Here is a 24149-nt window from a genome sequence, read left to right on the forward strand (position 1 = left end):
AGCAGTTTATCCAAGTTAATAATATAAAAAGGCTGGTAAGCCTGAATTCACTTACCAGCCTATATTTCATTCATACTTATTGAAAAAATTCACTATTTTTGTACTATTTGACTGACACTAATTCTGCGCCAAACACAGGGTCCTGCAATGTAATAGCCAAAACATCTTCAATACGTTTAACTGGATGGATCTGTAGATCTGCAACAATGTTCTGGGGAATTTCTTCCAGATCACGTTTATTCTCTTCCGGAATTAAGACTGTTTTAATTCCACCTCGATGGGCAGCTAATAGTTTCTCTTTCAAGCCACCGATTGGCAGAACTAAACCACGCAACGTGATTTCGCCCGTCATAGCAACATCCGCCCGAACTGGATTACCGGTCAGGCAGGAGACCAATGCTGTACACATGGCGATACCCGCACTTGGGCCATCTTTTGGCGTCGCACCTTCCGGAACGTGGACATGAATATCCCGTTTCTCATAGAAATCAGAGTTGATACCCAACTTATCAGCACGAGCACGAACAACTGTTAATGCTGCCTGAATGGATTCCTGCATAACCTCACCGAGTGAGCCGGTATAGGTTAGTTTACCTTTCCCCGGAACACACGCGGTTTCAATGGTCAGTAAATCACCACCAACCTCAGTCCATGCAAGCCCTGTGACCTGACCAATACGGTTTTCTGTATCTGCACGACCATAATCCACACGTTGCACACCCAGATAATCTTTCAAGTTATCTGAATTGATTTCAATATGTTTTAAATTTTTATCCATTAACAATGTCTTCACCGTCTTACGGCACAGCTTAGAAATTTCTCGCTCTAAACTACGCACTCCGGCTTCACGAGTGTAGTAACGGATAATGCCAATAATAGCACTGTCATCAACAGTTAATTCATTTTTTTTCAGAGCATTACGTTCAATCTGCTTAGGCAGCAAATGACGCTTGGCAATATTTAACTTTTCATCTTCGGTATAACCGGAAAGACGAATAATCTCCATGCGATCCAACAATGGTGCCGGAATCTTCATAGAGTTGGATGTTGCAACAAACATGACATCTGACAGATCATAATCGACCTCCAGATAATGGTCGTTAAATGCCACGTTCTGTTCTGGGTCCAAAACTTCCAATAAGGCAGAAGCTGGATCACCACGCATATCGGACGACATCTTATCAATCTCGTCCAGTAGGAATAGGGGATTTTTCACTCCAACCTTGGACATTTTTTGAATCAATTTGCCCGGCATAGAGCCAATATAAGTACGGCGATGACCACGAATTTCCGCTTCATCACGGACCCCACCCAATGCCATACGCACATATTTCCGCCCGGTCGCTCGTGCAATAGACTGACCTAAAGAGGTTTTACCCACCCCAGGAGGACCAACCAGACATAAAATCGGTCCTTTAATTTTGCTAATTCGGCTTTGTACCGCTAGATACTCAAGGATACGCTCTTTCACACGCTCTAAACCATAATGGTCGGTATCCAGAGTTTCCTGAGCTTTAACCAAATCTTTTTTAACTTTACTGCGAGCAACCCACGGAACCTGCACCATCCAATCGATATAGCTACGGACAACTGTCGCTTCCGCCGACATAGGAGACATCATTTTCAGTTTTTGCAATTCAGCTTCGGCTTTTTCACGAGCTTCTTTGGGCATTTTTGCCGCTTCAATTTTGCGCTTCAGAGTTTCATACTCATCAGGCGCATCATCCATTTCACCCAGTTCTTTTTGAATTGCTTTCATCTGCTCATTCAGGTAGTACTCGCGCTGACTTTTTTCCATTTGTTTTTTCACGCGGTTACGGATGCGCTTTTCTACCTGTAACAAATCAATTTCTGATTCCATCATTGCCATCAGATATTCAAGACGCTCAACGACATCAGACATTTCCAAAACAGTCTGTTTATCACTGAGTTTCAATGGCATATGCGCAGCAATTGTATCAGCTAATTTAGCTGCATCTTCAACACTGTGTAGCGAAGTCAAAACCTCTGGCGGGATTTTTTTATTTAGCTTAATGTAGCCTTCAAACTGATTAATAGCTGTCCTGATCATCACTTCCTGCTCACGTTCATCAACGATCGGTGAGTCAAGATACTCAGCATGAGCAGAAAAATGTTCGCCATTGTCAGTCAGAGTTGTAATGCGGGCACGTTTCAACCCTTCGACAAGCACTTTTACGGTGCCGTCAGGCAATTTTAACATCTGTAAAATAGAAGCTACTGTACCAACGGAGAAAAGGTCATTAACCCCTGGCTCATCAGTTGAAGCTTCTTTTTGCGCAACCAACATGATCTGTTTGTCATGATCCATTGCTGCTTCTAGGCAGTGAATAGACTTCTCACGCCCTACAAACAATGGGATCACCATATGCGGGTAAACCACCACATCGCGCAGAGGCAATACAGGGATTTCTATGCGTTCGGAACGCTCAAGATTCATAGAGCTCTCTCTTCGTTTAGCTTTCGCCAGTTTTTAGGGAATCTCGTGAAACGCGGTTCTCACGAGTTTCACTCCATAGAATATAAAATATATGGGGACAGGAATTTGACATTCAATAGTATGATACTTTAATAAAAATAAAATGAGGGTAGTCCCCTCATTTTATTTAATAATATCTCGTTTAGCGAATTCCCTATCCTAGACTCAATTATTCACCAGAAACCTGGGCATCCGGTTTGCTGTAAATTAGTAAAGGCGCAGATTGACCATTGACAACCGATTCATCTACAACAACTTTCCCAACGTTTTCCATTGATGGCAGATCATACATAGTGTCCAGCAATGCGCCTTCAACGATAGAACGCAGGCCGCGGGCACCTGTCTTACGAACCATTGCTTTCTTAGCAATAGCCGTCAGGGCTTCACTTCTGAATTCCAGATCAACACCTTCAAGGTTAAACAGTGCTTGATACTGCTTAGTCAACGCATTTTTAGGCTCTTTCAAAATCTGGATCAACGCTTCCTCACTCAATTCACTGAGCGTGGCAACAACAGGTAACCGCCCAATAAATTCAGGGATAAGACCAAATTTGATGAGATCTTCTGGCTCAGCCTGTGCAAGCAATTCGCCTTCAGTCGCTTTTTCTGACTCACCTTTGACTTTCGCACTAAATCCAATACCTGTACTGGTATTTAGACGCTGACCAATCACTTTATCCAGACCTGCAAACGCACCACCACAAATAAACAGGATCTTAGAGGTATCTACCTGTAAAAACTCCTGCTGTGGATGTTTACGCCCCCCCTGAGGAGGAACCGCAGCAATTGTACCTTCAATCAATTTCAGCAGCGCTTGCTGTACACCCTCACCTGAAACATCCCGAGTAATTGACGGGTTATCAGATTTACGTGAAATCTTGTCAATTTCATCAATGTAAACAATACCGCGCTGAGCTTTTTGCACATCGTAGTCACATTTTTGCAGTAATTTCTGAATAATGTTTTCTACGTCTTCTCCCACATATCCCGCTTCAGTCAGCGTAGTCGCATCTGCCATAGTAAAAGGAACATCAAGATAACGGGCCAATGTTTCAGCCAATAGTGTTTTACCACTCCCTGTCGGCCCAATCAGCAGGATATTACTTTTACCTAATTCAACACCGTTACTGGTATCGCCATTACGTAACCGCTTGTAATGGTTATAAACAGCAACCGCCAACACTTTTTTCGCCGTTTCCTGGCCGATCACATAATCATCCAAATGCTGACGAATTTCATGAGGCGTTGGTAATGCATTACGCTCACGATGTGGTACAAGCTCTTTAATTTCTTCGCGAATGATGTCGTTACATAAATCCACACATTCATCGCAGATATACACTGACGGGCCAGCAATCAATTTTCGCACTTCATGTTGGCTTTTCCCGCAGAAAGAGCAATACAGCAGCTTTCCTGAACCGTCTTTGCGCTTATCTGTCATCAGTACAACCTCACTTTATCAACTGCTCACCCAGATTCGTCTGGCAAAGCAGGAAACTTCTGCTATTACCCCGAACGTCATAGCTTTACCAAGTGGTAAGCCGAATGTTTATATTATAGCTTCCGGGAATAATAAATTAATCGCGATGGGTGAAAATCTTATCAACCAATCCATACTCTACGGCTTCGTCTGCTGACAAGAAACGATCACGTTCTGTATCTTTCGCGATCTCTTCAATCGGTCTTCCCGTATGTTTTGCCATCAACTCATTCATACGCGATTTTACTTTCAGTATTTCCTGAGCGTGAATTTCAATATCTGTAGCTTGCCCCTGGAAACCACCTAATGGCTGATGAATCATAACCCGGGAATTTGGCAAGCAGATACGTTTTCCCTTTGCCCCAGCAGTCAACAAGAATGCTCCCATTGAACATGCCTGCCCCATACAAATAGTACTGACATCCGGTTTAATAAACTGCATCGTATCATAGATGGACATTCCCGCAGTAATCACACCACCTGGTGAATTGATATATAAGAAAATATCTTTTTCCGGATTCTCTGCTTCAAGAAACAACATCTGAGCTGCAACCAGATTTGCCATGTGATCTTCAACCTGACCGGTCAGGAAAATAATACGCTCTTTTAATAAGCGAGAATAGATATCGTATGAACGTTCTCCACGAGCAGTCTGTTCAACTACCATCGGCACCAAAGCCATGTGAGGCGCATATTGATCCCGCTTGTCGCTATATGACATTTTCGTCTCCTAATAGAATTCATGTTGGTGCCATTCATAACCAATTCTACTTGAGATAAGCGATGATGACCATGATTCAAAGTTAGCCAGTCAAAGGGGAATTCCCCCTGAAAAATTTGGCAATCATATACATAATATTAAAAAGGATCTGAGGGTAAACCCACTTTTTTCAAGAAAAATCTTGCCTCTTAATTTATAAAAAAACCCGCAGGTTAATCTGCGGGTTCATTTCACTGAGATGATAAATTCATTATCTCATGACAAAACTAAAACTTATGCCATTTGATTCTGATTCATTAACTCATTGAAAGTTGTTTCTTTTTCAGAAACTTTTGCTTTACCCAAAAGAACTTCAACAGCTTGTTCTTCTAAAGCAACATTACGAACATTATTCATCAATTCTTGGTTTTTACCATAGAATTCGATCACTTCTTGAGGAGCTTCATAGGCAGAAGCCATTTCCTCAATTAATGCTTTAACACGTTCTTCATCAGCTTTCAGTTCATTACTACTGATAACTTCGCCTAATAACAAACCAACAACAACGCGACGCTTAGCTTGTTCTTCAAACAGTTCACGAGGCAGTTCCAAAGCTTGTTTTTCATTGCCACCGAAACGCTGAGCAGATTGACGGCGCAGAACATCAATTTCGCTATCAACAACAGCAGCAGGAACGTCGATTTCGTTAACCTTAACTAATCCATCGATAACCTGAGACTTAATACGGTTACGAACTGCATTTTTCAGTTCACGCTCCATATTTTTACGTACTTCTGCACGCAGGCCATCAACAGTGCCATCAGCAATACCGAAACGTTTGATGAATTCTTCATTAAACTCTGGCAGCTCACGCTGTTCCACTTTTTTCAACGTGATTGCAAACTTAGCCGCTTTACCTTTCAGATTTTCAGCGTGATAATCTTCTGGGAAATTGACATCAATGGTAAATTCTTCCCCTGCTTTATGACCAACAATGCCCTCTTCAAAACCTGGGATCATACGGCCCTGGCCCATAGCCAGCACAAAATCGGAAGCCTTACCACCTTCGAACTCTTCACCATCAACAGAACCATTGAAGTCAACAGTCACACGATCTTCTGCACCAACAGCTTCTTCGGTTTCTTTCCAATTAGCCTGCTGCTTACGCAATGTTTCCAGCATTGCATCAACATCTTCGTCTTTTACTTCAACAACGGGCTTTTCAACTTCAATAGATTCCAGATCTTTCAATTCAATTTCTGGATAAACTTCAAACTCTACAGAGTAAGTGAAATCTTCACCATTTTTGAATTGTTCTGGTGCATAACTTGGCGCACCTGCTGGATTAATTTTTTGTTCGATGATTGCATTAATAAAGTTACGTTGCATCAGATCACTCAGAACGTCCTGAATGACAGAAGCACCGTAACGTTGTTTAACAACGTTCATAGGCACTTTGCCTTTACGGAAACCATCGATACGAACTTTTTTTGCTACATTGACCAACTCACTACTAACTGCTTTCTCAACATCGGCAGCAGGAACGGTGATTGTCACACGACGCCCAAGGCCTTGAGTGGTTTCAACAGAAACTTGCATCTTTTTACCTCAAAAAAATCATAGTGCTCGGTCAACTCCAGAGACCATACAACCAGCACATATTTTATGCACCAATCGCAACACTCTCTAAGAACCGGGGCGGTCGCATTTAAAAACCGAGAATCCCTGATGTCAGAAGCGTCCCGAAACCATTCTAAAAATTAGACGCGACATTATAGCGATGCAGACGGTGTGAGTCGAGAATTGCTGAAAAAAGCCCGAACTATTCATCAACTTCACAGGATAACGATTATTCAGCGGCTAAATTTGCATCCAAAATGTATCATATATAAAACGTAAAAACGGCCCGAAGACCGTTCACTGAATTTATTCTATTGTGTAAGAAAACGCCCCAAATTAAGTATCAATCAGCGGATTTCAGACAACAATATTACCCCCACGACATGCCGGTGACGCTAAAACAGTATCCTGTAATTCATTCCACTCTTTTTCTGTGTAGGTATGCAACGCCAAAGCATGAACACCTGCGGCCAACTCTGCCGATAATACGCTGTAAACGGAACGATGGCGGTTCAGCATACGTTCACCAGCAAATTTATTACTGATGATGACGACTTTAAAATGGCTTTCAGAACCTATGGGTACATTGTGACGATAACTTTCATCAATGACCTCAAGATATGAGGGATTAAATGCAACCTGTAATTTCTCTTCTATATCCTGATACACCATATCATTCCCCTTAACCGCACAGTAGTCATACTGCCAACCATACTAATAATTTTAGTCTATTCTCCATGAGTTATAGCATCAACGCATTAAAATATCTTTCAATCGAATCCCACATCATAAGGTTTTTATATGCGTTTACCCCATCAGAGATATGCCATGATCAAAAGGCAGTGCTATTATTGACGTAATTTATGCTATTGATAAGTATTACTGGATATCCTTATCACTGATGAGAAAATTAACATGTTGAAAAGAATCTTATTCCCATTCATTACGCTTTTTCTTCTTGCTGGTTGTGCCGCTCCCAGCAATATCCTGACTATCGAACCTAAAATTACATTGCCAACAGCAGATCCAACAATGGGCGCGATTACCATCAGTATCAGCGGTGCCGACAATCGTCAGTCTCAGACACTTGCTCAAGTTAACCGCAATGCAAAGCTGGAAATACTGAAACCCTCCCGTGATCTGCGTTTTCTACTCCAAGAAATCCTGGAAAAACAGATGGCCGCCCGTGGTTATATGATTGGCTCTCCAGCCAATGCCAATCTGCAAATTATTGTGAACAATCTATATGCAGACGTTAAAGAAGGTAGCCTGCGCCATAATATTTCAACAAAAGCCGATATTTCCATCATTAGTACAGCGCAAAATGGCAGTAAACAAGTTAAGAATTACCGCACTAGTTACAATGTACAAGGTCCTTTAGGCGCAACTAATGAGAAAATTGCTGATGCAGTCAATACTGTATTATCAGAAGTCATAGCAGATATGGCTCAAGATCCTTCCGTCAGTAATTTCATCAAACAAAATGCTCGCTAATTAAAGGATTAATTATTTACTCTGCCCGCAAAGGGCAGGGTTTTGGGAGGCACATGTCTTATCGTTATCTCACCGTTTTTACCCAACATAATTCACGAATTCTGCTTTTACTCGGCTTTGTTTCTGGTTTACCGCTCGCATTGACCGCCAGCACCCTGCAAGCATGGATGACCGTTGAAGACGTTGATCTGAAAACAATTGGCTTTTTTTCTCTTGTCGGCCAAGCGTATGTTTTCAAATTTCTTTGGTCCCCTTTTATGGACCGCTTTATCCCCCCTTTTCTTGGACGTCGCCGTGGTTGGCTACTTGTTACACAGTTATTACTTATAGCCAGTATCGCGGCAATGGGCTTTCTCCAGCCATCTCAACATTTATGGTGGCTAGCCACACTGGCAGTAACCGTCGCTTTCTGTTCTGCATCACAGGATATCGTCTTTGATGCTTATAAAACCGATTTATTGAGTAGCGAAGAGCGGGGTGTAGGTGCTGCCGTTTCGGTATTTGGTTATCGATTAGCCATGTTAGTTTCAGGCGGGTTAGCATTATGGATCGCAGACCGCTATATTGGCTGGCAACACACCTACTGGTTGATGGCTGGACTGATGCTGATTGGCGTCTACGCAACGTTAAAAGCTAGAGAGCCTGAAATTGACGCTCCGTCACCAAAAACACTCCAGCAAGCCGCAATAGAGCCATTAGTCGATTTTTTTAATCGCAATAATGCATGGCTGATACTACTGTTAATTGTCATGTATAAAATGGGAGATGCCTTTGCTGCCAGCCTAAGTACCCCATTTCTTATCCGAGGTATTGGCTTTGATGCTGGTGAAGTTGGAATGATCAACAAAACGCTGGGATTAGCAGCAACTATCGTTGGTGCATTATATGGTGGTTATTTAATGCAACGATGGAGTTTATTCCGCTCACTCATGATCTTTGGCATCCTGCAAGCGATTTCCAATATTGGATACTGGCTGTTATCCATTACTGACAAAAATATCTACACTATGGGCAGCGCCGTTTTTCTGGAAAATATCTGTGGCGGAATGGGAACCGCTGCATTTGTTGCCCTAATTATGGCGTTATGTCATAAATCGTTCTCTGCAACACAATTTGCTTTATTATCTGCTTTATCTGCTGTTGGACGAGTCTATGTCGGCCCAATTGCGGGTTGGTTCGTTGAATTACATGGCTGGCCAAACTTCTATCTATTCTCTATAGCGGCTTCTGTTCCAGGCTTATTACTGTTATTTATCTGCCGCCAGACTCTGGTTTATACCCAGCGAACTAACGATTTTATGCCACGTACTGAATTCAAAAATTCCTATCGTCTAGCGCTTGGCTTACTATCATTAGCAAGCATCTTGCTCACATTCTGGTTATTTACCATCACCACCAATGCTCTTAACTGGACTCATGCACCTTATCTGGCCGAAACATTGCTATTATGGGCAGCACAAATTGGTATCACAGGCATCATTCTCGGTAGCTTTCTAGATTATCTCGCATTAAGAAGGAACAAATTGGCTTAAAAGGCGAAAACATTAAGTTAATTTATTAAAGGTTGACGACGGTCAGCCTTTGATATCTCTGCCCTCTTTTTAAATATTTAAGTGATAGCGATCACACTTCAAATAGTCATTTGCCCAAAAGTGCTATTTTCGAGTAATTATTTGATTGTTCAATATTCATATCCGCGTAGAATCAGACTACCATTTTAAGGGTTATTTAATATAGCTTTGAAACCCAAAACCTCTTTTCATGGATGCGTTAGAGAAATTTATGAGAACAACCATTCTGGCTACTGCTTTATTCACCACCGTCTCAGTTCCAGCTTATGCTGAATATCAAGGGGGCTTTGCTAATATCAGCATGAACTACCTCGACTGGACTAGCCATACCACACACAAGTCAGGGCAAACCTCTCATAAAGACGACTTTGCCTACTTAGAACTGGAAGGCGGAGCCGGATTTAACTGGGGTGAACTATACGGGTTCTTTGATCTGGAAAATGCTTTCAACAATCAGCATGCTGAACCAGGGGATAACCAAAGATACACTTTTAAAACAACCGGTCGCTTTTATCTGGCTGATACGGGTTTCAATCTCTATGGTCATGTTTATGGTACTTATTCCCTCCCAGGTACAGCACATGGCGGGAACTTCCATGAGGTAAATACCCTCTATGGTATTGGCTACAACACTGATTTCGCTGGTGTCTGGTTCAAACCGTTTGTGGCGCTGCACTATGTTGACCAAACTTTCTACTCCGGTAATAACGGCTATGTCGTTGGTTGGGTTGCGGGTTACGACTTTCAACTCTGGGAAGAAAAATTCAGCATAACTAACTGGAATGAAATAGAACTTAATCGAAATGAACGCTACGGCAACGGTGGACGGAATGGTACCAATGGTGCAATAGCGTTATGGTGGACACCTCACCAATCCTTCACAACTGGCATTCAATATCGATATGCCGATCATAAATTGGGTGAAGACTTCTGGCAGGATGGGATTGTTTACACTATCAAATATAATTTCTAATTATTGATTTTAATTGTGAGCTATCAAAAGTGGCTCACAATTAATTTAATTCTTAAATAAAATGGCCGCAGTGGAAATTTTTAAAGCAAATTTTTATATTTTTTTCCTCTTCGCTAAAAAATATAAAATAACTTTAGTATAAATTCGTATTTCCGCCCTATTTCGTTACAATTAAATAACCTTTTCAAGCTAACTTCTGATTAATCCTCCACTTGCATGTGATCCCATCGACATAAAGGGTAACAACCCCTCAACTAACTATTACAAATGTTTACACTCCAGTAGCCTTACCGTAGAATGCCCGCACTGATGAAACGACAATAGAGCTTTTGTTATTTGGAGTCGTTAGATGAGACTTATGAAATACAATAAAGGTATTGGGATATTATCAATACTCGCGGCTACTCTTGTGCTGAGTGGCTGCGATATGGTATTGATGAATCCTAAAGGCGCCATCGGCGCTGAACAAAAAACGCTGATACTCACGGCTATCGGCCTGATGCTGATCATCGTTATTCCGGTAATTATCATGGCATTCACCTTTGCCCTGCGTTACCGCGAAGCCAACAGAAGTGCTACCTATCGCCCTAACTGGGCACACTCAAATAAAATTGAGCTGGTAGTATGGACCGTTCCTATCATTATCATTATTATTTTAGCAACCATTACCTGGAAAACAACCCACGAGCTTGACCCATATAAGCCACTGGTCAGTGATGAAAAACCAGTGACTATTGAAGTTATCTCTCTTGATTGGAAATGGCTATTCGTTTACCCGGAGCAAGGTATCGCTACAGTTAACGAAATTGCTTTCCCTTCCGGGGTTCCTATTAACTTCAAAATCACCTCTGATTCTGTGATGAACTCATTCTTCATCCCACAGTTAGGTGGTCAAATCTATGCAATGGCTGGTATGCAGACTAAACTTCACTTAATTGCCGATGAACCTGGCACTTATAAAGGTTTGTCCAGCAGCTATAGTGGCCACGGCTTCTCCGGCATGAAATTTACTGCTACCGCTACCGCAGATCGTGAAGGTTTTGAACAATGGGTTCAAAAAGTGAAAGCCTCTCCCAAGACCTTGGATACCATGCAGGCATTTAACGAGTTAGCTAAACAAAGCCAGAACCATCCGGTTGAATACTTCTCAAGCGTTAAGCCTAACCTGTATCAAGACATTATTGCCAAATTTATGGGCAACATGAATATGCATGGCGGCCACGGTACAACGACAGGTCATAACATGAATATGAGCGAAACTGCTCATGCCGGAGTTGAGGAATAAAGTAATGTTGGGAAAATTAACACTTGATGCAATCCCATTGCATGAGCCCATTGTCATGGTCACTCTTGCTGGGATTCTCTTCGCAGGGCTCGCGATTGTCGGAGCCCTGACCTATTTCCGTAAATGGAAATGGCTGTGGAGCGAGTGGTTAACCAGCGTTGACCACAAGAAAATCGGTATTATGTACATTATCGTGGCGCTGGTCATGATGCTCCGTGGTTTTGCCGATGCCATCATGATGCGTGGTCAGCAGGCTGTCGCCTCTGCGGGTGAAGCAGGTTTCCTGCCACCGCATCACTATGACCAGATCTTTACCGCCCACGGCGTCATCATGATTTTCTTCATGGCGACACCTTTTGTTGTCGGCCTGATGAACATCGTGGTTCCACTACAGATCGGCGCTCGTGACGTGGCATTCCCATTCCTGAACTCACTGAGCTTCTGGTTTTTCGTCGTTGGCGTCGCACTGATTAACATCTCTCTGGGTATAGGTGAATTCGCTCAAACCGGCTGGTTAGCTTATCCTCCACTCTCAGGTATAGAATATAGCCCAAGCGTTGGGGTCGATTATTGGATATGGAGTCTTCAGATATCCGGTATCGGTACCTTGCTGACCGGCGTTAACTTCTTTGCGACGATCCTGCGTATGCGTGCTCCTGGCATGTCCATGATGAAAATGCCTGTATTCTCTTGGGCAGCGCTCTGTACTAACGTACTAATCATCGCCGCATTCCCGATTCTGACAGTTACCATTGCCCTGCTAACTTTTGACCGTTACATGGGTACCCATTTCTTCACCAATGATATGGGCGGTAACATGATGATGTATATCAACCTGATATGGGCTTGGGGTCACCCTGAAGTTTATATTCTGGTGTTGCCAGTCTTTGGTGTTTTCTCTGAAGTGACTGCAACGTTCTCGAAAAAACGGCTGTTTGGCTATACATCTCTGGTATGGGCAACCATTGCCATCACCGTACTATCGTTTATCGTATGGCTGCATCACTTCTTTACGATGGGCTCCGGGGCGAACGTTAACGCCTTCTTCGGCATAGCCACCATGATTATCTCGATTCCGACAGGCGTTAAGATCTTCAACTGGCTGTTCACGATGTATCGAGGCCGTATTGAGTATAAAACACCGATGTTGTGGACCGTTGGCTTCATCGTCACCTTCTCTATCGGTGGTATGACTGGCGTTCTGCTGGCAGTTCCAGGTGCAAACTTCGTTCTGCATAACAGCTTATTCCTGATTGCACACTTCCATAACGTGATCATCGGTGGTGTTGTCTTCGGTTGTTTCGCTGGTACTGCTTACTGGTTCCCGAAAGCTTTTGGTTTCACACTGAATGAAAAATGGGGTATCCGCGCATTCTGGTTCTGGATCACCGGCTTCTTTATCGCCTTTATGCCAGTTTACGCGCTCGGATTTATGGGGATGACCCGTCGTATTAGCCAAGATATCAACCCTGAATTCCATAATCTGCTGGTCGTCTCCGCGATTGGTGTTGCACTGATTGCCGTTGGTATCCTGTGTCAGGTCATCCAATTCTACGTTAGTATCCGTGACCGTGACCAAAACCGTGACCTGACCGGTGACCCGTGGGGCGGACGTACTCTGGAGTGGGCAACATCTTCTCCACCACCGTTTTATAACTTTGCTGACGTTCCACATGTTCAAACCCGTGATGCATGGTGGGATATGAAAGAAAAAGGCACTGCTTATAAACGTCCTGCTAAGTATGAAGAAATTCATATGCCTAAAAATGCCGGTGCGGGTGTAATTATTGCTGGCTTTAGCTTGCTGTTTGGTTTCGCCATGATTTGGCATATCTGGTGGCTGGCTATCGCAAGCTTCGCAGGCATGATTATCACTTGGATTGCAAAAAGCTTTGATGAAGATGTTGATTACTACGTACCCGTTGCTGAAGTTGAGCAAATTGAGAATCAGCACCATGAACAAATTAGCAAGGCAGGTCTGAACCATGTCAACTGAAACTATGACTAACCACAATCATGCCCACGAGCATCACGGGCACCACGATGCGGGAGCCACTAAAGTATTCGGTTTCTGGATCTACTTGATGAGTGACTGTATTTTGTTCGCATGTCTGTTTGCGACTTATGCAGTACTCGTTAACGGAACCGCGGGCGGTCCATCTGGCAAAGAGATTTTCGGCCTCTCTTTTGTATTGGTTGAAACTTTCCTACTGTTATTCAGTAGTATCACTTATGGCTTTGCCATGTTGGGAATGAACAAAGGAAAAATCGGCCAGGTTAACACCTGGCTTGGTATGACTTTCCTGTTCGGCCTTGGCTTCGTAGCGATGGAATTGTACGAATTCCATCACCTGATTGCTGAAGGTTACGGCCCTGACCGCAGTGCATTCTTGTCCGGATTCTTCGCATTGGTTGCTACTCACGGTATCCACGTTACCTGTGGTCTGGTCTGGATTATCATCATGATAATCCAAGTAACCCGCCGCGGTTTAACTGATGTCAATAAAACCCGTCTGAACTGCCTGAGCTTGTTCTGGCACTTCTTGGATGTGGTATGGATCTGTGTATTTACCGTTGTTTATCTGTTAGGAGCTATGTAATGAGTCATTCTGATACCGCTCATACTGGAGCTAGCCACGGTAGCCTGAAGTCTTATCTGATAGGCTTCGTTCTTTCGGTGATACTGACAGTGATTCCGTTCTGGATGGTAATGGATGGTTCTGCCTCCCATACGACTATCCTGACAACAGTAGTTGCTCTGGCTGTGGTGCAGATTATTGTTCATTTTATCTACTTCCTGCACATGAACACTTCGTCAGAAGAGCGCTGGAACTTAGTAGCATTGCTGTTCACCATTTTAATTATCGGTATTGTTGTTGTTGGCTCACTATGGATTATGTACAACCTCAACATTAATATGATGGTTGATTAAAGAGCTGCATATATGATTAAGCAATACCTGCAAGTAACTAAACCAGGAATTATTTTCGGCAATTTAATTTCTGTGATCGGTGGTTTTCTACTCGCCTCGAAAGGGGTGATTGATTACCCTTTGTTCATCTCGACTCTGCTCGGCGTTTCATTAGTCGTGGCTTCTGGTTGTGTATTTAACAACTACATTGACCGTGACATCGATCGGATCATGGAAAGAACAAAAAACCGTGTCCTTGTAAAAGGACTTATTGATCCGAAAATCAGCCTGATTTACGCATCAATACTGGGTATTGCTGGCATAGTGCTGCTCTATGCAGCAGCCAATGCTTTAGCAATGCAATTAGCGATTATCGGTTTTGTCGTCTATGTAGGGGTTTACAGCCTCTATATGAAAAGGAAATCTGTTTATGGCACGTTGATCGGCAGTTTGTCCGGTGCTGCACCTCCGGTTATCGGTTATTGTGCAGTAACTGGTCAGTTTGATACGGGCGCGTTGATCCTGTTACTGATTTTCAGCCTGTGGCAAATGCCGCACTCCTATGCCATTGCTATTTTTCGTTTCAAAGATTACCAGGCAGCCAATATTCCTGTACTGCCCGTCATTAAAGGCATATCTGTGGCGAAGAACCACATTATCCTTTATATCCTGGCATTTATGATTGCAACCCTTATGTTAGCCATCAGCGGTTACGCTGGTTACAAATATTTGGTTGTTGCAGCAGCAGTGAGCGTCTGGTGGCTAGGAATGGCATTATCCGGTTACAAAACTGATAATGACCGCATTTGGGCTCGTAAATTATTTATATTTTCCATTGTGGCAATCACTTCCTTGAGTGTCATGATGTCTATTGACCCGCATGTGCCCTCAGAAGCCTTCCTAACTTACGTCCGGTAATTTTTCCTGATGGCAGTGGCAATACTCCTCTGCCATCAGTTCTCTCATCCTAATTTCCCTCTCCTTAATACTTCAATATTATTAATTCAATTAACTATTTACCCCTTATTGAAAACCTATCTACAATGACGCATCAAAATATTTCGAGGTAATCATGAACGATAATAAAATGACGCCACTTGAGCTTCGGGCGACATGGGGCCTAGGTTCAGTTTTTTCTCTGCGAATGCTAGGTATGTTCATGGTTCTTCCTGTATTAACAACCTACGGCCTTCATCTAAAAGATGCCACCGAAACACTTATTGGCATCGCTATTGGCATTTATGGTTTAACCCAAGCCATTTTCCAAATTCCAGTTGGCCTGCTTTCCGACAAAATTGGCCGTAAGCCCTTAATTGTTGGCGGATTATTGCTATTCGTCCTTGGCAGTATTATTGCTGCTCTCAGTGATTCCATCTGGGGCATAATCATTGGGCGAGCGTTACAAGGCGCTGGAGCGATATCTGCTGCAATTATGGCGCTACTTTCTGATTTAACCCGTGAACAAAATCGAACTAAAGCGATGGCTTTTATTGGCATTAGCTTCGGAATAACTTTCGCCATAGCCATTGTACTTGGCCCAATCCTTACGAATACTATTGGATTAAATGGCCTATTTTGGGGAATTACCATTCTGGCCGGTAGTGCCATTCTGATAACACTATTGGCTGTTCCTTCCACAGATAAACACATGCTTAACCGTGAATCAGGCATTGTTCGTCACAGTTTCAGTAAGGTTCTGGCTGATAGCCAGTTGCTGAAACTTAACTTTGGCATTCTCAGTTTGCACACTTTGCTAATGGCAAGTTTTGTCGCCCTTCCTCTGGTGATGCAACAAGCAGGGCTCCCTACCCAGCAACATTGGAAGGTTTACCTGATCACTATGCTAGTTTCATTCTTATCTGTTTTACCTTTCATTATTTACGCAGAAAAAAAACGCCGCATGAAACAAGTGTTTTCACTGTGTATCACGATGCTGCTGATTGCTGAAATTGTATTGTGGGCGGCGGGACATCACTTATGGATGATTTTTATCGGCATACAAATTTTCTTTATTGCTTTCAATGTAATGGAAGCTATCTTGCCATCACTCATCAGTAAAGAAGCACCAGCGGGTTATAAAGGTACAGCAATGGGTATCTATTCCACCAGCCAATTTTTAGGTGTCGCTTTAGGGGGTGGCCTCGGTGGTTGGTTATATGAATTAAAAGGAGCACCGCTGGTATTTGCAGCAGGTATCGTTCTGACAATCATTTGGTTCATTATCAGCACAACAATGAAACAACCTCCTTATGTCAGCAGTATCAGAATTTCTCTACCAGAAAATATCGTCAATAAGGCATTGCTGGAACAAAAAATTCTTGTTCAGCCAGGCGTTTGCGACGTCGTTATTGTTCCGGAGGAGCATAGTGCCTACATAAAAGTAGATACTAAGCTGATAAGCAGAGCACAACTTGAACAATTGATAGCTAATAATAATGACACGATAGATTAAGTATCAAACCAGATAACCCCTACTCGCTCCGATTCGACATTAAGGTAAATTGGGAGTGGGACTCCTGGTCAGGAATATCCCACTCCACATTAGGCTAGATATATCAATCCATTAGGCGGAAAATCAATCCCGGAAATTAGTAAACTGGAATGGCTGTCCCAGCTCTGCGCCACGAACTAATGCCATAACACTTTGCAAATCATCACGAGCTTTACCTGTCACTCGCACTTGCTCACCCTGAATCTGTGCCTGTACTTTCAGCTTACTATCCTTAATCAGCTTCACGATCTTTTTCGCCGTAGAGGTATCAATCCCCTGCTTCAAAGTCGCGTCAACGCTGTAAGTCTTACCACTGTGCAACATATCATCAGGGATATTCAATGCAGCACCATCGATACCACGTTTAGCCAACTTTTCACGCATGATATCAACCAACTGATTTACCTGAAAATCTGACTCACTGGCAATCTTGATAGATTCACTTTTTTCATTTAATTCGAAACTGGCGTTGACATTACGGAAATCCCAACGGCTAGTAAGCTCGCGCTGCGCATTTTCTACCGCATTGCGAACTTCATGCATATCAATTTCTGAAACAATATCGAAAGATGGCATTATCCATGACCTCCTGATAATCAATAAGTTGGCATGATAACCGCTTTCCATTGTCAGCAAAAGCTCTATACTCAGATTCGTGGGATCTTATCATTTCTATCCATTACCATAATAGCGTCTCTCCCGGAGGATTATATGAAGATAACCGTTCTTGGCTGTGGCGCTATAGGAAAACTGTGGCTAGCAGCATTATCACAACAAAAACATCAAGTACAAGGTTGGCTAAAAAGTTCCCGATCTTATTTATCTGTTCATATTGACGAAATGAATGGGGAAATATTCAACCAACCAATCCCAACTAATAACAGCGACCATCTTACCAACAGCGAATTACTGATTGTCTGTCTGAAAGCATGGCAAGTTGCTGATGCAGTGAATAATTTACTCCCCAAACTTTCACCTAATTGTCCAATCTTATTACTACACAATGGCATGGGTACCCAAGAAGAACTATTATCAGCGCCTAATCCAATACTGCTTGGCGTCACAACGCATGGCGCATATCAGGATGACCAACAGGTTTATCATACCGCTTCCGGGCTAACCTATATTGGTTCAGCAACATCAAATGCAACTGGGCTTAGCTCTCTGGCTAATGTATTACACCAATCTTTGCCAGATGTTGCATGGCATAATGAAATTCTCTCTATTAGTTGGCTGAAACTTGCCGCTAACTGTGTCGTAAACCCGCTGACTGCGCTTTATGAATGCCAAAATGGAGATCTGCTTCGCTACCCAGAACAAGTGAATATTTTGTGCGAAGAAATTATTCAGGTTATGCAACGAGAAAACATCCATACCACTATCGACAACCTGATTTCCTATGTCTACGATGTGATTAAACTTACAGCAAAAAACTACTCATCCATGTTGCAAGATGTCCGCGCAAAGCGTCGCACTGAAATTGACTATATCACCGGTTATTTATTACGCCAAGCCGGGGCACATGGTCTGGCAGCCCCTGAAAATACCCGTATCTATAACCTAGTAAAACATAAGGAAAGATGATTATGAACCCTTCAGCACTCATCTGCCTGACTCACGGTAGTGAAGAAACAGAAGCCGTTACAACTATTGATTTACTGGTACGCGCTGGCATCAGTGTTACGATTGCCAGCACCGCCAGTGATGGAGAATTGGTTTTAACTTGCTCCAGAGGTGTGAAACTGGTTGCTGATGTTCCTCTGGAAAAAGTTATTGATGAACCTTTCGATGCCATCATCTTACCCGGCGGTATGCAGGGTGCCGAGTGTTTCCGTGATAATCCACTCGTTATCGAAAAAATCCGCAAGGCACATTTTCAAGGAAAAATTATCGCTGCAATTTGTGCCGTGCCTGCTATCGTGCTTGAACACCATAATTTATTCCCCACTAGCAAAATGACCGGTTACCCCGGTTTGCAAGACAAAATTTCGTCCGATAAATGGATTGATTGCCGAGTCTGTTTTGATGATCGCGTTAATCTATTGACCAGCCAAGGGCCAGCGACAGCTTTCGATTTCGCATTAAAACTCATTGAATTATTAAAAGGGCGAGAAACAGCAGCAGAGGTGGCAGCTCAACTCCTATTACCACTAGGTGTATATTCTTATCAGGACTGAAAAAATAGACAAAAACACCTTACTCTATACGATTCGGGGTTCACGTAATAGGAACCCCGAAACATAGAATTGAAGCAATTAAGGCCGATAAACTTTCACGTTATCAAAACCCTGTTCAGATAAATAAAGTGCCTGCAAACGGCTCATTACTCCACGTTCACAATAGAGCAGATAAGTCTTCTCCTTTGGCAAATCACCAAACTGGCTGCTCAACTTATAGAATGGCAATGATTTGATTTCCACACCATTCAACTGTAATGGCCGATCATCTTGCTCATCAGGTGAACGAATATCCAATAACACATCCGTTGGAGCGAACGCTGTCACTGTTTCAATTTCAACCAATTGCTCACTGCTTTGTTCTGCGATCTGACGAATATCAACATTCTGAGCTTCACTGACAACTTTTTCCAAAATATTAAAATCGAAATTCGCTTCTTCTGCTTCAATTTTAGCTTTAACGGCTTTTACTGTCGGGCTTTTTGAAATAACACCACAGAATTCAGGCATTGTACGAGCAAAATCCTCAGTGCCTATTTCACGTGCCAACCTGATAATGTGTTCTTTATCATGAGAAATCAGTGGCCGCAGAATCAACGTATCCGATGCATTATCAATCAAGCGCAAATTAGTGAGTGTCTGGCTGGAAACCTGTCCCAAAGCCTCACCGGTAACAATCGCCTGCACGCCATAACGCTCTGCAACTTTAGATGCCGCTCTTACCATCATCCGTTTAAGCACCACCCCCATTTGACCATCATCAACTTTTTCCAAAATTTCAGCGACAACAGGTTCAAAATCCACAGCAACGAAACGAACTTTATGGGAACTGCCAAAACGATTCCAAAGATAATGAGCAACCTGTTTCACACCAATTTCATGAGCAGAACCGCCAAGATTGAAGAAACAATAGTGAACACGACAGCCACGGCGCATTAGCATATAGCTGGAAACACCGGAATCAAAACCTCCCGAAATTAGAGACAATACATCTTCCTGCGTTCCGATAGGAAAACCACCAATCCCCTCATAGCGGGCTTTTACCAGAATCAACACATCTTGATCAATTTCCAGATTAACAGTCACATCAGGATGATTGAGTTTTACTTTTGCAGATTCAATATGCTGGTTTAAACCACCACCAACATAGCGTTCTACTTCATTAGAAGTAAATTGATGTTTACCTCGGCGCTTTACCCGCACGCAAAATGTCTTATTGTGGAGCGATTCGCCATAAGCCTCATAAGCTTGTTCAAAGATATGATGCATATCACGAAATTCACGCTCTTCTACTTGCAGAATATGGTGGATCCCGGGGATACGTGTCAGCGCATCACAAATTTGAACGCCAAGGTTTTCATCTTTAGTGCGAACTTCGATATTATCCCAATGGCGAACCACGGCAATATTATCTCCTAACGTTTTCAGCACATTGCGAATATTACTCGCGAGAATTTTAATAAAGCGCAAACGAACAGTTTGGCTCTTGATCGTGATTTCAGGGAATAATTTAATAATAAACTTCATAGTGAGTTATAGTAGTAGTTAGGCATTTTGATAAATAAAACTGATGGTATGTTTTGGTTGTCAAATCAAGCCGCGAAGTATAACACTATCTCGTGGTATAGCGCGTAAAAAACACAAAACCAGTTAAGGATTTGTTTGCACCAGCGTAATAGGATAGTCTGCAACTCTCAGGCGAACTCTGTATAAATAGTAAAAAATTATGCCAAAGAAAAATGCAATATCAGAAAGTACAAACAGTACGCCAGAAACTGCACCAGCAATGACATTTGAAAGCTCATTAAAAGAGCTGGAACAGATTGTCGCCCGGTTGGAATCAGGTGAACTGGCACTGGAAGAAGCCCTAAGCAAGTTTGAGCGTGGTATCCAATTAGCCCGCCAAGGGCAACAAACTTTGCAACAAGCAGAACAACGAGTACAAATTCTGCTTAACGACGACACCCAATCGCCACTGAGTCATTTCTCCCCGGATACTGAATAAGCCTATGTCTGAACAAAATTCAACCCAATTTAAAGAACAGCTTAAAATCTGTCAACAACGAGTCAATAACGTTCTGATAAGCACACTATCTTCAGTGGCATTTGCAAACAACCCACTAGTTCATGCAATGCAACATGGTACTTTACTCGGTGGTAAACGCCTGCGCCCATTTTTAGTTTATGCCGTTGGTGAAATGTTTGGATTATCCGCAAATAATCTGGATGCTCCAGCAGCAGCCGTTGAATGTATCCACGCCTTTTCATTAATTCATGACGATTTACCGGCGATGGATAACGATGATTTACGCCGTGGACAACCAACCTGCCACATAAAATTTGGTGAAGCTCACGCGATTCTAGCGGGAGATGCATTACAGGCTCTGGCGTTTGAAATCCTATCTAAAAGAGAAATGCCGGATGTTACAACAGCAGATCGCCTTGAAATGGTTGCTGAATTGGCAACCGCCAGTGGTATAGCCGGTATGTGTGGTGGCCAAGCCCTAGACTTGGCCGCTGAAGGCAGACACATTGATCTCCATATGCTGGAACAAATTCATCGCCATAAAACAGGTGCGCTTATTCGTTGCGCCGTCAGAATGGGCGCATATGGCGCAGGCCAAAGTGGGCATGACGCCCTGCCTGAATTGGATCAATATGCCCAAGCGATTGGTCTCGCATTCCAAGTTCAGGACGATATTCTTGATGTCATTGGCGATACCGAAATGATAGGAAAACGTCAAGGCAGTGACCAACAGCTAGGAAAAAGCACTTACCCCGCATTACTAGGGTTAGAACAAGCACAGAAAAAAGCATACGAGCTGTATCAAGAAGCCTTAAAAGCTTTGAATAAACTGGAAGATAAATCCTATAACACAACAATGCTGCGCGCACTTGCCAGCTTTATTATTGAACGTAATAACTAAGGTCTGCCGGTAAATCTACCTGCTGGCAGCTCTATTAATAAACACTTCTTAACGAGCATCAAATGAGCATTGATATAGCCAAATACCCCACATTGGCATTAGCGGAAAATCCTGAAGAACTTCGTATGTTGCCAAAAGAGAGCCTGCCGAAGTTATGCGATGAACTTCGGCAATTCCTGCTAAACAGTGTCAGTCGCTCCAGTGGTCATTTTGCCTCCGGTCTTGGTACTGTTGAGCTGACTGTAGCATTACATTACGTCTATAAAACGCCTTTCGATAAATTGGTATGGGATGTTGGCCATCAGGCTTATCCTCACAAAATCCTGACAGGACGTCGAGATCGCATTGATACGATTCGTCAAAAAAATGGTCTTCATCCTTTCCCGTGGCGAGATGAAAGTGAATATGACACCTTATGTGTTGGGCACTCATCGACCTCTATCAGCGCTGGATTAGGTATGGCAATTGCTGCTCAACGCGAAGGCAAAGGCCGCCGTACAGTTTGTGTTATCGGTGATGGTGCGATAACAGCGGGGATGGCTTTCGAAGCGATGAACCATGCCGGGGATATCGACCCGGATATATTAGTCATTCTTAATGACAACGAAATGTCTATCTCGGAGAACGTTGGTGCATTAAATAACCATCTAGCCCAACTTCTTTCCGGAAAACTCTACACCACATTGCGAGAAGGCGGGAAAAAAGTCTTTTCCAATCTACCACCGATTAAAGAACTACTGAAAAAAACTGAAGAACATATCAAAGGCATGGTTGTTCCTGGCACTCTGTTTGAAGAATTAGGTTTTAATTACATTGGTCCCATCGACGGACATGATGTACTGACATTGACTCAAACACTGAAAAATATGCGTGAGTTGAAAGGGCCACAGCTACTGCACATCATGACCAAAAAGGGTCGTGGCTATGCACCTGCCGAAAAAGATCCCATCAGCTGGCATGCGGTACCTAAATTTGATCCGACCACTGGCGCATTACCTAAAAGTTCAGACAACCGCCCTACTTTCTCCAAAATCTTTGGAGATTGGTTATGTGAAGAGGCCGCTAACGATAAAAAATTGATGGCAATTACACCCGCCATGCGTGAAGGCTCTGGTATGGTGCGTTTCTCCCGAGAATATCCTGATCAATACTTTGATGTCGCCATTGCAGAACAACATGCCGTGACTTTCGCCGCTGGTTTGGCAATTGGTGGTTACAGGCCGATTGTTGCTATCTATTCGACATTTCTCCAACGTGCTTATGATCAGGTTATCCATGATGTCGCCATTCAGAATCTACCTGTTCTATTTGCAATAGATCGCGGCGGTATCGTAGGTGCTGATGGTCAGACACATCAAGGTGCCTTTGATCTTTCATTCCTTCGTTGCATCCCCAACATGGTCATTATGGCACCAAGCGATGAGAACGAATGCCGCCAAATGCTACATACCGGCTATCATTATCAGCAAGGTCCAGTAGCCGTACGTTATCCACGAGGAACCGGAACGGGGGCAGAACCCCAACCATTTGAACAATTGCCAATTGGTAAAGGTGTTATTCGCCGTCAGGGTAATAAGGTAGCAATCCTAAACTTTGGTACTCTGTTACCCGATGCAATAACAGCAGCAGAGTCACTGGATGCAACTGTTGTTGATATGCGTTTTGTCAAACCACTGGATAAAGAATTAATATTAGACATGGCCGATAACCATGATTTATTGGTCACACTGGAAGAAAATGCCATTATGGGCGGTGCCGGAAGTGGCGTTAATGAATTACTAATGCAGGAAGGCCGCCTGGTACAAATTCTGAATATTGGCTTGCCTGATCAATTTGTGCCACAAGGTAGTCAGGAAGAAATCAAAGCGGATTTAAGGCTTGATGCCGCCGGTATTCAAAATAGTATCAATAAAAGGCTATTTTCCTGAGTGTATAGGGATAATAGGATATTTATCCTATTATCCTCAATGTGTGGATTTACAGATTAATCACGTATAATGATTTGAGTTAAAATCGCCAGCAG

At 43.0% G+C, this 24149-nt stretch carries 20 protein-coding genes and 1 pseudogene; 14 read left to right on the forward strand and 7 right to left on the reverse strand.

Features of this window, described 5'->3' with window-relative positions; genetic code table 11:
• Positions 1-103: 103 nt before the first annotated feature.
• The 5 genes from lon to bolA all read right to left on the reverse strand — a co-directional run bounded on the left by lon (position 104) and on the right by bolA (position 6969).
• Positions 104-2458, reverse strand: a complete 2355-nt coding sequence (gene lon, locus AACQ38_RS00970) for an endopeptidase La (protein ID WP_011148006.1) — start codon at positions 2456-2458, stop codon at positions 104-106.
• Positions 2459-2666: 208 nt separating this feature from the next.
• The gene (gene clpX, locus AACQ38_RS00975; RefSeq protein WP_011148007.1) at positions 2667-3938 is read right to left on the reverse strand and encodes an ATP-dependent protease ATP-binding subunit ClpX; all 1272 of its coding nucleotides are present in this window, start codon (positions 3936-3938) and stop codon (positions 2667-2669) included.
• A 136-nt stretch (positions 3939-4074) separates the two neighbouring features.
• Positions 4075-4698 carry an ATP-dependent Clp endopeptidase proteolytic subunit ClpP gene (gene clpP, locus AACQ38_RS00980; protein WP_058588443.1) on the reverse strand — a complete coding sequence of 208 codons (624 nt, stop codon included), beginning with the start codon at positions 4696-4698 and terminating at the stop codon, positions 4075-4077.
• 273 nt (positions 4699-4971) lie between these two features.
• Positions 4972-6276, reverse strand: coding sequence for a trigger factor (gene tig / locus AACQ38_RS00985; protein WP_058588442.1), 1305 nt, complete (start codon positions 6274-6276; stop codon positions 4972-4974).
• A gap of 378 nt (positions 6277-6654) precedes the next feature.
• A complete protein-coding gene (gene bolA, locus AACQ38_RS00990; RefSeq protein ID WP_011148010.1) occupies positions 6655-6969 on the reverse strand; it encodes a transcriptional regulator BolA in 315 nt (104 codons plus the stop codon).
• A gap of 243 nt (positions 6970-7212) precedes the next feature.
• Here bolA and AACQ38_RS00995 point away from each other — a divergent pair, with 243 nt between their 5' ends.
• The 9 genes from AACQ38_RS00995 (at position 7213) to AACQ38_RS01035 (ending at position 16983) form a co-directional block, all read left to right on the forward strand.
• Entirely contained in the window at positions 7213-7791 is a 579-nt protein-coding gene (locus AACQ38_RS00995; protein ID WP_011148011.1) for a lipoprotein, read from the forward strand.
• A 53-nt stretch (positions 7792-7844) separates the two neighbouring features.
• Positions 7845-9323 (forward strand): muropeptide MFS transporter AmpG, encoded by a 1479-nt coding sequence (gene ampG / locus AACQ38_RS01000; RefSeq protein ID WP_011148012.1) that lies wholly within the window; start codon positions 7845-7847, stop codon positions 9321-9323.
• A gap of 250 nt (positions 9324-9573) precedes the next feature.
• Positions 9574-10335: a nucleoside-specific channel-forming Tsx family protein gene (locus tag AACQ38_RS01005; RefSeq protein ID WP_011148013.1), complete on the forward strand. Its 762-nt coding sequence runs from the start codon at positions 9574-9576 to the stop codon at positions 10333-10335.
• A 349-nt stretch (positions 10336-10684) separates the two neighbouring features.
• Entirely contained in the window at positions 10685-11620 is a 936-nt protein-coding gene (gene cyoA, locus AACQ38_RS01010; RefSeq protein ID WP_011148014.1) for a cytochrome o ubiquinol oxidase subunit II, read from the forward strand.
• Between the two features lie 4 nt (positions 11621-11624).
• The gene (gene cyoB, locus AACQ38_RS01015) at positions 11625-13616 is read left to right on the forward strand and encodes a cytochrome o ubiquinol oxidase subunit I (RefSeq protein WP_113024558.1); all 1992 of its coding nucleotides are present in this window, start codon (positions 11625-11627) and stop codon (positions 13614-13616) included.
• Positions 13606-14220 (forward strand): cytochrome o ubiquinol oxidase subunit III, encoded by a 615-nt coding sequence (locus tag AACQ38_RS01020; RefSeq protein ID WP_112871933.1) that lies wholly within the window; start codon positions 13606-13608, stop codon positions 14218-14220. The genes cyoB and AACQ38_RS01020 overlap by 11 nt, the downstream gene beginning before the upstream one ends.
• Positions 14220-14552, forward strand: coding sequence for a cytochrome o ubiquinol oxidase subunit IV (locus AACQ38_RS01025; protein ID WP_011148017.1), 333 nt, complete (start codon positions 14220-14222; stop codon positions 14550-14552). The genes AACQ38_RS01020 and AACQ38_RS01025 overlap by 1 nt, the downstream gene beginning before the upstream one ends.
• Before the next feature lie 12 nt (positions 14553-14564).
• A complete protein-coding gene (gene cyoE, locus AACQ38_RS01030) occupies positions 14565-15449 on the forward strand; it encodes a heme o synthase (protein ID WP_011148018.1) in 885 nt (294 codons plus the stop codon).
• Positions 15450-15603: 154 nt separating this feature from the next.
• Entirely contained in the window at positions 15604-16983 is a 1380-nt protein-coding gene (locus tag AACQ38_RS01035) for an MFS transporter (RefSeq protein ID WP_109791807.1), read from the forward strand.
• Between the two features lie 123 nt (positions 16984-17106).
• On the opposite strand, the gene AACQ38_RS01040 is transcribed toward AACQ38_RS01035, so the two are convergent.
• Positions 17107-17598 carry a YajQ family cyclic di-GMP-binding protein gene (locus AACQ38_RS01040; protein WP_165577200.1) on the reverse strand — a complete coding sequence of 164 codons (492 nt, stop codon included), beginning with the start codon at positions 17596-17598 and terminating at the stop codon, positions 17107-17109.
• Positions 17599-17733: 135 nt separating this feature from the next.
• Here AACQ38_RS01040 and panE point away from each other — a divergent pair.
• Positions 17734-18646: pseudogene (gene panE, locus AACQ38_RS01045) on the forward strand (2-dehydropantoate 2-reductase).
• A complete protein-coding gene (gene yajL, locus AACQ38_RS01050; protein ID WP_165577202.1) occupies positions 18609-19199 on the forward strand; it encodes a protein deglycase YajL in 591 nt (196 codons plus the stop codon). The pseudogene panE and the gene yajL overlap by 38 nt, the downstream one beginning before the upstream one ends.
• 78 nt (positions 19200-19277) lie before the next feature.
• Here yajL and thiI read toward each other — a convergent pair whose 3' ends face one another.
• Positions 19278-20726 (reverse strand): tRNA uracil 4-sulfurtransferase ThiI, encoded by a 1449-nt coding sequence (thiI, locus tag AACQ38_RS01055; protein ID WP_165577203.1) that lies wholly within the window; start codon positions 20724-20726, stop codon positions 19278-19280.
• A gap of 199 nt (positions 20727-20925) precedes the next feature.
• Here thiI and xseB point away from each other — a divergent pair, with 199 nt between their 5' ends.
• From xseB to dxs, 3 genes are all read left to right on the forward strand, one after another.
• Positions 20926-21204, forward strand: coding sequence for an exodeoxyribonuclease VII small subunit (xseB, locus tag AACQ38_RS01060; RefSeq protein ID WP_011148023.1), 279 nt, complete (start codon positions 20926-20928; stop codon positions 21202-21204).
• A gap of 4 nt (positions 21205-21208) precedes the next feature.
• Complete coding sequence (gene ispA / locus AACQ38_RS01065; RefSeq protein WP_011148024.1) at positions 21209-22126, forward strand: (2E,6E)-farnesyl diphosphate synthase; 918 nt, start codon at positions 21209-21211, stop codon at positions 22124-22126.
• 62 nt (positions 22127-22188) lie between these two features.
• The gene (dxs, locus tag AACQ38_RS01070; RefSeq protein ID WP_165577204.1) at positions 22189-24054 is read left to right on the forward strand and encodes a 1-deoxy-D-xylulose-5-phosphate synthase; all 1866 of its coding nucleotides are present in this window, start codon (positions 22189-22191) and stop codon (positions 24052-24054) included.
• The last annotated feature ends 95 nt before the right edge of the window (positions 24055-24149 follow it).

This window comes from Photorhabdus sp. RW14-46, from assembly GCF_963887965.1.
Classification (GTDB): domain Bacteria; phylum Pseudomonadota; class Gammaproteobacteria; order Enterobacterales; family Enterobacteriaceae; genus Photorhabdus; species Photorhabdus laumondii.